Origin of the sequence: Streptococcus timonensis (assembly GCF_047463455.1) — a bacterium.
In the GTDB taxonomy this organism is placed as follows: domain Bacteria; phylum Bacillota; class Bacilli; order Lactobacillales; family Streptococcaceae; genus Streptococcus; species Streptococcus timonensis_B.
The window spans coordinates 75,087-88,047 of the sequence record NZ_JASHDV010000004.1; the positions used below are offsets into that span (position 1 = coordinate 75,087).

The following is a 12,961-nucleotide window of genomic DNA, read 5'->3' on the forward strand; positions in this document are numbered from 1 at the left end:
TCTTATTTTTAGAACTACTATCTTTCGTTTATTTCTCTAGTTCACTATTTACTAATGCTTCAAAATCTTCCCCTAAAACAGGTCCTACCACTATTTGATTAGCATCCAAGTCCTGATAAAGTTTTTTTGGAAGAGCTTCTAAAAAGGCTTTGTAATCTAATCTGGCTACTGCTTCATAGTCTTCAGGTTTAGAACCATCTCCAAATATTTTCACTAAGTCAATCTCCCAGATGACATCTTTACCTGCCAATTGCTCAATGTAAGAAGCAGGAACAACAGGCCCCTTCGGTAAGATAGTCTTAACTCCCTGGGCTAAATGGTAGATGCCGTGAATCTTGCCTTGGCCATCTGGGTAAAATCTGAGGGTTGCAAGATAAGCATCAGACTCTTGAACCTTCTTGACCAGAGTTTCAAAACGTGTCAAACCATCTTGTTCTAAGAAAGCTTCCAAATCCGTCTTATTAAAATAAATAGGTGAAAGAATTCCTTGGCAGAAATATAGGCTAGCAGCTTTATCAGCCAGATAGTTCTTAACTGTTTCTTGGAAATAAGCATTTAAGTCAAAGTCCTCAAAACCTTCAACTGCTTCTCCTATCTTACTAGACAATGCTCGCAAAAGATCTGCTACAATTTCCCAGTCAGCTCTTGTGATAAAATCGGGAATAACAACTTGATAGCCTTTCTTGCTATCTTCATAGCTAACTTTAAAGAGAAATTGAGACTTGCCCACAACAGCACACTCGATATACTCAAGGCGATTGAGAGGTTGACGGAGATAGATAGCATCATAACTATGAGATTCCAAGCCATCTACAAGGGCTAAGATTGATTTTGCTGTTAAAATCTCCTGTTGTCCTAGGACACTTTGTTTATTTGGAATAAAAAATGCTTTCACCATACATAAACTCCTTTGAAATCGTTTACATATAGTATACACTATTTTCCTGAAAGATGCAGAAACAAATTTTAGATTTTTGGGTAAAAAGCATAGAAAAACAGCCCCTCAGGACTGTTTGCTTTTTATACTGCTGTAGCTGGGTCTAAACTCTCACCAAGTACTGCTAAACGCTCAATTACATCAGCTTCTGTTAATTCATGTTCTAAGACATAACGATTGCGTGGATGAACACGGCACTCATGTGAGCACCCGCGAAGGTATTTATCTTCATTTTCTTCTGACGTTAAGATACGACGGTTACAGAATGGATTGCCACAGTTAACGTAGCGCTCACATGGTGTTCCATCAAACCAGTCCTTACCAACAACGGTTGGATTCACATGGTTGACATCCACTGCGATACGCTCATCAAAGACATACATTTTACCATCCCAAAGCTCACCTTGAACTTCTGGGTCTTTACCGTATGTTGCAATACCTCCGTGCAATTGACCAACATCTTTATAACCCTCACGAACCATCCAACCAGAGAATTTTTCACAACGTACTCCACCTGTACAGTAAACCACGACACGTTTGTCCATGAATTTTTCCTTGTTATCACGAACCCACTGTGGTAGCTCGCGGAAGTTACGGATTTCTGGACGGATTGCTCCTCGGAAATGACCTAAATCATATTCGTAGTCATTACGTGTATCTAAGACAACGGTATCTTCATCAAGTAAAGCTTCCTTGAACTCTTTTGGAGATAGGTAAGCACCAGTTGTTTCTAATGGATTAATGTCATTGTCAAAGTCATTGTCTTCAAGACCGAGGTGAACAATTTCTTTTTTGTAGCGAACAAACATCTTCTTGAAGGCTTGCTCGTTTTCCTCATCAATCTTGAACCATAAGTTCTCCATTCCTGGGAGACTGTGAACATAGTCCATATATTTTTGTGTTGTTTCGTAGTCACCTGAAACTGTTCCGTTAATACCTTCATCAGCCACAAGGATACGACCTTTTAGACCGATAGATTTACAGAAGGCCAAATGATCTGCAGCGAATTGTTCCGCATTCTCAATTGGAGTATAGAGGTAGTAAAGTAAGACACGAATATCTTTTGCCATAAGATTTGTTCTCTTTTCTATTCTTAAATTTTCAGAATTTTTCATCTAACTACACTAGTATACCGATAAAGAAAAGCGATTGCAATTTATTTGACTGAAAATTAACCTCCTCTGGCAGGAGCTAGTTTTGATTTGCAATCCTACATCTAATTCAAAATAATAAAAAAATCCTTGGAAAATTCCAAGGATTAATGTTTATGCTTTTTTAGCTTTAGACATGTAGAAGAGTTGGAGAAGAATACCAACGATAGCCATACCGATAACGATGAAGAAGGCCATTGTGTAGTCTCCTTGGTTTGCTTGTGCAAGACGTGAACCAAGCTGTGGACCAGCAATCGCAGCCACACCGTATGCAGTAAACATCCAACCGTAGTTTGTTCCTACATAAGTTACTCCCCAGTTTTCAGCAGTGATACCTGGGAATAAACCTAGGAATCCACCAAATGACAAGGCAACCATCATAACTCCAAGGATAGCCAAGATGCTTCCTGGACCTTTGAACAAGGCTGTAAGTAATAATCCAACAGCAATTGCTCCAAACATAGCGATAACTGTAGGGTAGCGACCAATCTTATCAGATACTGAACCCCAGAAGATACGTCCAAATGTATTAGCGATAGATACTAACATAACGAAGAGTGTAGCTTCTCCTACAAGTTGATACTGGTCAGAAATTGATGCTGCAGTACCGATGATCATCATTCCACCAGTAGCACCAAGAACGTAAATCAACCATAGAAGCCAGTAATTTCCGTCACGAAGCATTTCTTTGTAAGTTTTACCTTCTGGTTGAGATGCTCCAGCTGCCGGTGCAGCTGCAGGAGCTTTCTCCATTACCAATGAAGAAGTACAAATAACAATTAGAAGAATGATACCTAATACTTTGAATGTTGAGTAAACACCCATAGAAGCAATCAAAGATTTGGCAACTGGACCGATAATAAGGGGACCTAACCCGAAACCTGCTGCTGTCAAACCACCAGCTAGACCTTTTTTATCTGGGAACCACTTAGTAGCAACTGAAGTAGATGCTCCATAAGCTGAACCAATACCAAGTCCTAGGACAACCCCGTAAGTGAGATAAAGGACTGGAAGAGTGGTAGCAAATCCAGTAGCGAACATACCAGCACCGAAGAGAATACCACCTAGGAATACAAATTTCTTAGGTCCTTCTGAATCGACTTTAGGACCAAAAATAATCATACCAACAGGTACCATTGCAAAAGAAATACTAAAGGCCAAAGAAGTTTGGGCTTGAACCCATCCTTGACTAGCATTGGTTTCTAGCAGTGCCTTCTGAAAGACTGACCAGGCGTAACCAGCACCTAGAGAGAGATTCGTTAAAATGGCTGCTGCCAAGATTAACCAACGATTGGGTGTTTTTTTCATATGAATAACCTCATGTAAAATTCTTATCCCCAAAGGGAATTGTTGACAAAAATTGTCGATTTTTCATTTACTCAGCCTAGATAGCTAGTCTAGAAATCACCAAGCAAATAAAGTAATTTTCACAATGTTAAGCGCTTTCATTGTCTTACACTATTATTATAAGCTAGATTTATTTAAAAATCTACTTAATTAAACTAATAGGGGTATTAGCTCAATTAAGCCCTATTCATATACTATCATATTGTATTTAAAAAGCTTTTCTAGTCGCTCTCTTTAGCCTTTTCGCACCAAATACAAAAAGAATCACTACCCCATCTGGAAATACCCAGACAAGGTAGTGATTACAATTTTTAGGAATGAATACACGAAATCAATGAGGATTTATGAATTATTTGTTTTTCAAGAATTCATCGTATTGTTTTTGCATTTCATCCAATACTTTTTGGTATGCACCTTCAGATTTAAGTTTTTCCATCAATTCTGGAATAGCTTTTTCTGGGTCTACAGTACCAGTGTTGATAGCTGTATCGAATTGTTGCATAGTATTAGTGATTGCTGAGATTTCAGATTTCACGCTGTCAGTGTTAAAGATGAATCCAAGCGCTGGAGATTCTTTTGCAGTTTCCAAGTCTTTCTTAGATTGTGCAATTTGTTCATCTGTAACATTTTCGTTGATGTAAAGGATCCAGTTGTTACCAGTGTTCCATCCACCCATGTGAGTGTTTCCTTTGTATCCATCAAGGACACGAACACGGTTTTCTTTACCTTGAATTTTCTCCCAGTTCTTGCCTTCTGGTCCGTAAACAAGACCGTTCAAGAGTTCTGGGTTAGTGTTCAAGAGGTTTAACACTTCCATTGCTTTTTCTTTGTTCTTAGAGTTGTTTGAGATTACAAAGTTAGCAACTTGAGTTGTTTGGTTTTTCTTGATGAAGTTAGTAAATGGTTTGATTTGGATGTCTTTGTTAGCAACACGAGAAAGCAAGCTGTTACCGTAGTCAGCTGGTCCTACTGTTTCTTCACGTACGAACCAAGTATCTTGTTGAAGGTCAAATGAAGTATCGCTTGTTGCTACGTCTTTTGGAATGTATCCTTCTTCATAGAATTTGTGAAGAGTCTTCAAGTGCTCTACGAAACGAGGAACTTCGTAACGGTTAACGATCTTAGTAGTGTCTCCTTCAAGGTCGATTACGAATGGAAGACCGTTTGCTACTGGGTAGTCGAAGTTTTCGGATGGGATAAAGTTCTTAGTAACTGCAAATGGAACTACATCTGGAGCTTTTTCTTTAATTTGTTTCAAGACTGGTTCAAGTGTTTCGTATGAAGTTACACCTGAGATGTCGATTCCATATTTTGCAAGAAGAGTGCCGTTGAAGGCAAAGTTTTGTGAAGATGCAACGTTAGCTGCAACTGGAACTGCATAGATCTTGCCGTTTACAGTGTTACCTTTGATGTAAGCTGGGTCAAGCGCTTTGTAGAGTTCTGCTCCTTCTTTCTTGTACAATTCAGTCAAGTCAGCATAAGCACCTTTTTGAGCGTTTACGATGTAGTTATCTGCAAATGCGATATCATAGTTTTCACCTGATGATGTGATAACTGACATTTTCTTACCGTAGTCACCCCAACCAAGGTATTGGATATCCAATTTAGCACCAACTTTTTCTCCGATGATTTTGTTTGCATTTTCTAGCAATTCATCCAAGTTATCTGGTTTGTCACCGATTTGGTACATTTTGATAACGGTCTTATCACCTGATGACGATGATGATGATTCAGCAGCTTTTTGGTTGTTTCCTTTAAGGTTACCACAAGCTGCAAGTCCAGCAGCCAAAGCTAGAAGGCTAGCTGAAGTAAAAGCATATTTTTTCCAGTTTTTCATGATAAAAACTCCTTTTTTTATTTTTAATTATAAACAATGTAATGATAGTTAACTTCTATCACAATGACGAAGTTAGAGATGGAGAAACTGTATTTCTCAACTAGCACTATTCTTTAACACCACCGATGGTCAAACCTTTTACAAAGTAGCGTTGGAAGAATGGATATAAAATCGCAATAGGAAGGGTTGCAACTACAACCATTGCCATACGTCCTGTCTCTTTTGGAAGGGCAACTGCAAGTTGACCTGACAAACCAACTGACTTAGCAATGTAGTCCATATTTTGTTGAATCTGCATGAGCAAATATTGCAATGGATACAAGTTGTCACTCTTGATGTAAAGAAGAGCGTTAAACCAGTCATTCCAAAAGCCAAGAGCTGTCAGAAGCGTGATGGTTGCAATACCTGGTAATGAAAGCGGCAAACAGATCTGGAAGAAGATCCGAGCCTCGCTGGCACCATCGATACGAGCTGATTCGAGAATTGCTTCTGGGATAGTCTTCTTGAAGAAGGAACGCATCAACATGATGTTGAATGGAGATAGAAGCATTGGAATAATCAAAGCCCAAATGGTATCACCAAGGTGAAGCAATTGAGTCACCACGATGTAGCCTGGTACCAAACCAGCATTGAACAACATACTAAGAAGAGCGAAGATTGTAAAGAATTTACGATACTTAAATGTTGAACGTGAGATGGCATAGGCATAAGTTGTTGTGATGAAGACGTTTGTCAATGTACCAACGACCGTTACAAACACAGAGATAAAGAGCGCTTGTAAAATCTTATCTTGAAACTGAGTCAAAAACTCAAACCCATCTAACCCAAATTTAGAAGGGAAGAAACTGTATCCGTTTTGGACGATACTGGTTTCATCCGTAATCGATATAATGATTACGAAGATAAAGGGCAATATACAAGAGAAGGCCAGCAAACCTGATATGATACTGAAGAATATGTTTGCTTTTTTTCCGAAGGAGTGTATGCCGACATTATCAATTTTTCCTTTTTGAATGTTTTTTGCCATATGCTCCTCCTTTCTAGAATAGTGCCGAGTTAGGATCAACACGTCTTGCAAGTAAGTTTGATAGGATAACCAGAATCAAACCTACAACTGACTGATAGAGACCGGCTGCTGAAGCCATACCGATATCTGCTGTTTGAGTCAATCCGTTAAAGACATAGACGTCTAATACGTTTGTTACACTATAAAGCTGTCCAGCATTGTGAGGAATTTGATAGAAGAGACCGAAGTCTGCACGGAAGATGTTTCCGACTGCAAGAATGGTCAATACTGTCACAAGCGGTGTCAACTGAGGAATAGTTACGTTACGGATACGTTGCCATTTGCTAGCACCGTCCACTGTCGCCGCCTCATAATAGGTTGGGTCAATACCCATGATAGTTGCATAGTACATAACACTGCTATATCCAAAACCTTTCCAGATACCTAGGAAAAGTAGGAGATATGGCCAGATGCCTAAGTCAGCGTAGAAGTTAATTCCCTTCATACCAATCGTTTGCAAGAAACGGTTGATGACACCCTTATCGATGTTAAGGAAAGCATCTGTAAAGAAACTGATGATAACCCATGATAGGAAGTAAGGGAATAACATAGAAGTCTGGAATATTTTAACCATTTGCTTAGAGCGAAGCTCACTAAGGATAATGGCAATTCCAACCGACACAATCAAACCGATAAAGATGAATCCGAGGTTGTAAAGAACAGTATTTCGAGTGATAACAAAGGCATCTCTTGAACTAAACAAGAACTTAAAGTTGTCTAGTCCAACCCATTTACTATTCATAATACTGTGGATAAATCCTTCTCCCGTCATCCGGTAATCTTTAAAGGCGACCACATTTCCAAATACAGGGATATAGAAGAATAAAATCAACCAAAGCGTTCCTGGTAGAACCATTAAGAGAAAAATCCAGTTGTCTCTTAAGGTCTTTGAAAACTTATTCATAAATTCCTCCCTTTTTATTTTCTAAAACGTCAAAATTCTCCGTTTTAGGCATGATAACGTTTACATCAATAGTATACTCCTATTTTTATGATAGTTTAAACTACTAATTATAGAAAAAACTCCACAAATTATTTTTTGTGGAGAAATTTTGTTTATAAAAGTATGTTTCACGAGAAACACTCTACTTCATGCAGGGTGTTCTGATTTTTATGTAGTATAGATTGTCGAAGCTGTCGCAATAGTATGCCACTGGTTGGCTGTCGTTGCTGCGAAGTCCTTATCTCCGTAGAAATCATTAAACGGCAAGATTTCTACTTCTAGTTCATCAATGCGAGAAATATCACCCGCCAAATAAGCCTCGATGCGGCTTTCTGCTCGCTTAATTCGTTGCAAGAGTCCACCTATACGGATATCTACTGTATCCAATCCAAAGACCTTGTTTTCTTTCAACCATTGGTGGCTAAAGAGCTTGTGGAAGTTTTCAATCTGGCTTCTGAGGTTTGGTAATTCTTCTCTAGCGATTTGTTGCAAGCTCTCTTTATCACCTGCTTGATAGGCTTGACGGAGGCGTCGGCCCACATCAACCTTATCACTTAAAATGGCATTCAACTGTGCCTGAGTTTCAAAAAGATAAGCATAGGCGCCTGCTTTTTCTTTAATAGTAGCAAGAGTCTCAGCTGCTTGGGCAAAGTGAGGTTTGTCCTGTTCAGGAGTCATGTGCTTGTCAAGGATTGGGCAAAGAACATCCTGATAAAAGACATAGCGGTTAGGATTGAGTCCACTGAGATTACCTGGTAGATTAGGCAATAGATTGGCCAAATCAAGCTGCATGAAGTCTTCGACCGATAAACCTGTATTGGCCTCGAAGTGAGCAGACAGGCGTTCTAAATCGTTGCGATAACTGAGTTCTGCCCAGATTTGCAAACTTGGTAAGATAGAGAACTGGGCTGTTTCGCCACCATTGTCTCCCCAACCAGTCACGATAACTTCCTTGATCTGGTTAGCACGGCAGGCTTTATTAGCCTCAATCGCTACTAGACGGCTGAAATGATTATGAGGTGTGAAGCCAATCCACTTCCAGGCACCACCTGCAAAGGCGATATCCTGGCTAATCTTGTGGTGATTACTGAAGTTACGGTTGTATTTTTCTTCGCTGTCTTGATAATAATCCCAGTAAACCAAGGTCACACGGTCTTTTAGGCGATCTAGGTAAACACGTGTTTCCTCGGGAATTTCCACCTCACGGTCATACTGACCATCTGCTGACATGAGCTTGAAGAACATATCACTCCACATCTGGCAGTGGAAACCATACTTGTCTGCAATATCCAATACGCGCTCCAAGTGTTGGCACATGAGGAGACTACGATCGACAACGCCGTTTAGGATGAGGTAGCGTCCCAAACCTACCAAGTGGGCTTCATCCATCCCAATATTGACCTTACGGGTTTGTAGTTTAGACAAAGTGGCAAACATACCGTCAATTAGGTCGTAAACTTTTTCTTCGCCGATGAGGAGAATGTCCTCTACATCACGGAGCTCTTGCACTTCTTTGACGCCCCATTTGACAAAGGCTGACAAGTGGGCCAAGGTCTGGATACATGGCACAAGGGTCATGTCAAACTGCTGGGCGTAATCTTCAATTTCCTGTAACTCTTCAGCCGAATACGCTCCACGGAAATAACCAAAGTAAGGTTGTCCTTCAATCTGATAGGTGTCTTCCATGTAGAGCTCAAAGGTTGAGTAACCCATCAGAACTAGAAGTTCAATCATCTGCTTAGCAGACGCTACATTGATCACGGCATTTCGCGAACAGTCCGCCATATAGGCTAAATCTTCATAAGCAGCTTGTTCTTCAATCTCGACCTTGTCGCCTTCTGTTAAAGCTGTTGCTAGTACAGATAAGGCACGATAGAGTTGATGAGGTTTACGGTAGGTCAGTTGATATTGCCCATTCTCACCCTTGATAGAGATGGAGGCTTGGTCAGACTGAGAGACTGCCACTTCTACATCCGGTAGGGAGATTTGATTTTTTAGTACTTCAATAGCTTGCGCTTGTTTGGGACTAAGTCCTGTAAAAATTACCATTGGTTTTCCTCCTGTAACCAGTTGACAAGGGCACCGTAGAGATTAGCATCTGCGTGATAGGTGCAAGCTTGAATGACTGGAGCGATTGTATATTCTTCATATCTGTCCACAAAGGCGTCTACTGCTTTTTGCACACCTTTGATAAAATCAGAGTTCTGACTGATAGAGCCACCTAGGCTAATGACATCTGGGTCGATGAGGTACTGGATATTGAGCAGGCCTTGAGCTAAGTTACGATTCATGCGTTCAATGGCTTCTTGGCAAAGGGCATTTCCTGCCGCAGCCTCTTGATAAATCTTACGGCCATCCCAGTCAGACTGACCTGATTTTTCAATCACATAACGAACCATATTTCCTGTAGAAGCTAGTAGCGACCAGTTGTTGAGTTTTTCTGCGGGTTCAATGGTTGTCATATAACCAAACTCTCCTCCCAAGCCATGACGACCTCTGTGAAGTTTCCCATTGATAATCATGGCACCGCCGATTCCAGTCCCAATCACGACACAAGCTGCATTTTCAATCTCTGGGTGAGCTAGCAGTTCACTTAGCCCAACACAGTTAGCATCATTTTCTAGATGGATAGGGAGTTGATGATGAGCAAGAGCTTCATACCAAGAAAATCCATGAATATAAGGAATAGCACTAATTCCCTCAATAACACCTGTCTCTTGATTAACTGCACCTGGTACACTCATGGCAATCCCGCTGTAGCCCTTTTCTGACAAGCGTTGGTCCAACCAAGCTAGTAACTCTTCCAGAGTCTCTGGAGTTGGGATGCTGATCTTATCTATAATCTTTCCATCAGGAGTTAGACTAGCAAACTTAATCCCAGTTCCTCCGATATCAATGGTTGCAAGGGTCATGGCTTTCACCTGTAAAAAGGAGCGAGTCAGTAGTTGATTCTTACTTTTTCGCTCCTCCTTTCTTTTTATGTTTACTTTTTGAAATCAGATTTCTTCTTTTTTAATCAATTCTGTACGAATTTCATGTGGTGCCAATAATCCTGAGTGAACTGGATATGGGCGTTCCAGCAAGTCAAGAATGGTCTGTTGTTTTTCAGATATGCGGACATTTTCTTGACTCATATTGTAGTAACGAAGGACATAGCCTTCTTCATTTTCAGCCACCTTAAAGGCTGTCGGGCAGACTTGTGGCAAGCTCAAAGCCGGATGGTTGAAGAGACTACCCGTAGCCGCAACACTTCCTTCTTGTTTTGTAACTTGAAGGCCTGTAAATGGCACTTGGAAGGCCTTGGCACGACGAAAGGCCGAGAAGCGTTCGCCTGCTTGGTGGCACTCTACTGCAAACTCAACCTCTACATCACGCAAGCACTGGGCTTCTGGAGTAGGGAAGTAGCCCCAGTCTCCAAGTTCACCTGAAGCACGAAGAAGAGTCACTGCAATGGTGTCATCTCCAAGGATTTCATACTCGTGCAATCCTTTATTTGCTACAGTTACAGCCTTTTCATCATCATAAAGGCTGACAAAGGCTTGTTGGTGTTGTGGATTTTCTGGATTTTCCCAAGAAGCTGCCGGTTTATTTGGTCTTGTCACAACTTCATAGATGCTTTCAGAATCATTACTTGGGCGTGTATTATGAGTTTTGACCAAGAGACGAATGCGGTGGTCTTTGGCTGTATTGGTAAAGCGAGTCTTGAAGCGAATCTGTGGATTGTCCACAAAGACGGTCATCTCAGTTTCAAGAGGAATGGTTGTCAACTCTTCTGAACGACCTGCATCTCGTTTCATAAACTCAATAATGCCTCTTTGTTCAGCATCTAATTTTTCATCAGCACTGACTGGAATGGTCAAGTCATGTTTGAGTAAGATTTTGGCATAGCGAGCATTGTTTTCTAAGACTTCATAGCCTTTCAGTTGAGCGTAGATTGGCTCGGTTCCTTTTGGTTGGAAGTAGATGTACTCGTTACCAATGTCTCCACGGTCTTCAAATCGGATAAAGTCTTCGTAAGCTTCATGAGTCGTCTTGTCATAGACAATGATTCCTTGGTCTACACTGACAGTTACGAATGGTGTGTCAATCACACCGTTTTGGTAGATACCATCGTGGCCTTCTCTCTCGCCTTCAACCAACTGGAAGCTTGCCCAAGAAAGAGCGGCTAGGTGAACTGGAAGTGTCACGCGCACTTGACGAGCAATATAGGGTTGACGGAATTTATCCTTAGGCAAAGTATAACCAAAACTTGCTCCCAAGTCTTCAATCTTGGCTTCAAGGACATGACCATCCAAATCTTCAACATGATACTCTGGCAAAGTCACAGCTGCCATCTTCTTGTAGCCTTCTGTTGGATGCAATTCTTTGAAATCACAAGTAACAACATCCACTACAACACTGACTGTATCAACCTTGTCATGTAAAGCTGTGTTGACAACGGTAAAGAGGTGGTCGCTTTGCGCATTTTGGGTAGCTAATTTACCCTTCCATTCATTGAGAAGATTGCTCTTGACAAAATTCCCAACTTGGTTAACTTTGGCAAAACGAACTTCCATTTCACGGTGAACTTCGTCAATACTACAGCCACATATACTGTCGTGTGGTGCATTTTGTAAAAGTACTTTCCAAGCATAGGTCAATTGATCTTTGTGGTTATGACCTCCTGTGAGAATGGTCAACGGTTCCACGACCTGCTCTAACAAGTTGCTATTTTCTTGAAAGGCTTGTTTGAGGTAAATACGGGATGAAGAGGTGTTAGCCAGAGTGTACCAACCATCTGTTTCCTGGCTAGTCAACTCACCTGTGACCGTTGATAGGTGTTCAGGAAGTGCACTTTCCACTGCTTGGACATATTCATCAAAAGAACTGTGAATAAAGGTTACGTCTGGGAAAAGTTCGTTGGCCACACGAATCGCTTCACTAATATTTCTCTGTACTGGCTGGTGGTCACAGCCGTTCATCATCAACCATTGGTTGGTCGATGCATAGTCACGAACGTCTGCCAATTTTTGTTTCCAGAAGGTCAAGGCTTCATCTTTATCCACTGGAATTTCGTTCCCGTTACTGTACCAGTTAGCAAAGAGAATGCCGAGTACACGGCTACCATCCGCACCCTGCCAGTACATCTCAGAAAATTGAGAGGTAAATTGCTCATCTTCTAGGACTTGGTTGTCAAATCCAATCGGTTTGACACCACGACCAAAGGCCGCTACGTGAATGCCTGATTTTTGAAGGATTTGAGGAGCTTGTCCCATATTCCCAAAGGTATCAGGGAAGTAACCGATTTGAGTAGATTTGCCCCATTTGGCACATTCAGCTTGACCAATCAAGGTATTGCGGACATTGGCTTCACTGGAGATTAAGTAATCATCCTGCAAGATGTAGAAAGGTCCAATCTTGAGTTTCCCTTCGTCAATATAACGCTGCACCTTGTCACGGTTTTCAGGGCGAATTTCTAAATAGTCATCAAGGACAATGGTTTGTCCATCCAAGTGGAAACTCTTAAACTCAGGATCATTTTCAAAGAGATCAAAAAGATTGTCAAAAAGTTCCACCAATTGCATACGGTGACTTTCAAAAGGTAGATACCACTCACGATCCCAGTGACTGTGAGAGATGATATGTACAACAACATTTTCCATGAGTAAAACCTCATTCTAACTTAAATTTAAAAATATAT

At 40.9% G+C, this 12,961-nt stretch carries 9 protein-coding genes; all 9 read right to left on the reverse strand.

The features are described 5' to 3' along the window. Positions 1-28: 28 nt before the first annotated feature. Positions 29-898 (reverse strand): DUF4299 family protein, encoded by an 870-nt coding sequence (locus QM847_RS07270; protein ID WP_414354749.1) that lies wholly within the window; start codon positions 896-898, stop codon positions 29-31. Positions 899-1,020: 122 nt separating this feature from the next. Next, positions 1,021-2,007, reverse strand: coding sequence for a rhodanese-related sulfurtransferase (locus QM847_RS07275; protein ID WP_250307881.1), 987 nt, complete (start codon positions 2,005-2,007; stop codon positions 1,021-1,023). Between the two features lie 195 nt (positions 2,008-2,202). After that, the gene (locus QM847_RS07280; protein ID WP_414354751.1) at positions 2,203-3,396 is read right to left on the reverse strand and encodes an OFA family MFS transporter; all 1,194 of its coding nucleotides are present in this window, start codon (positions 3,394-3,396) and stop codon (positions 2,203-2,205) included. A gap of 388 nt (positions 3,397-3,784) precedes the next feature. Beyond that, on the reverse strand, positions 3,785-5,272 hold the full coding sequence (locus QM847_RS07285; RefSeq protein ID WP_414354752.1) for an ABC transporter substrate-binding protein: 1,488 nt from the start codon (positions 5,270-5,272) through the stop codon (positions 3,785-3,787). A 106-nt stretch (positions 5,273-5,378) separates the two neighbouring features. Continuing rightward, positions 5,379-6,299 (reverse strand): carbohydrate ABC transporter permease, encoded by a 921-nt coding sequence (locus QM847_RS07290; protein WP_414354754.1) that lies wholly within the window; start codon positions 6,297-6,299, stop codon positions 5,379-5,381. A 13-nt stretch (positions 6,300-6,312) separates the two neighbouring features. Beyond that, on the reverse strand, positions 6,313-7,242 hold the full coding sequence (locus tag QM847_RS07295) for an ABC transporter permease (protein WP_414354756.1): 930 nt from the start codon (positions 7,240-7,242) through the stop codon (positions 6,313-6,315). A 207-nt stretch (positions 7,243-7,449) separates the two neighbouring features. Next, positions 7,450-9,330, reverse strand: a complete 1,881-nt coding sequence (locus QM847_RS07300; RefSeq protein WP_414354758.1) for a beta-N-acetylhexosaminidase — start codon at positions 9,328-9,330, stop codon at positions 7,450-7,452. Then, the gene (locus QM847_RS07305) at positions 9,324-10,193 is read right to left on the reverse strand and encodes an ROK family protein (protein WP_414354760.1); all 870 of its coding nucleotides are present in this window, start codon (positions 10,191-10,193) and stop codon (positions 9,324-9,326) included. The genes QM847_RS07300 and QM847_RS07305 overlap by 7 nt, the downstream gene beginning before the upstream one ends. An 84-nt stretch (positions 10,194-10,277) precedes the next feature. Beyond that, positions 10,278-12,923, reverse strand: coding sequence for an alpha-mannosidase (locus QM847_RS07310; RefSeq protein WP_414354761.1), 2,646 nt, complete (start codon positions 12,921-12,923; stop codon positions 10,278-10,280). Between the last annotated feature and the right edge of the window lie 38 nt (positions 12,924-12,961).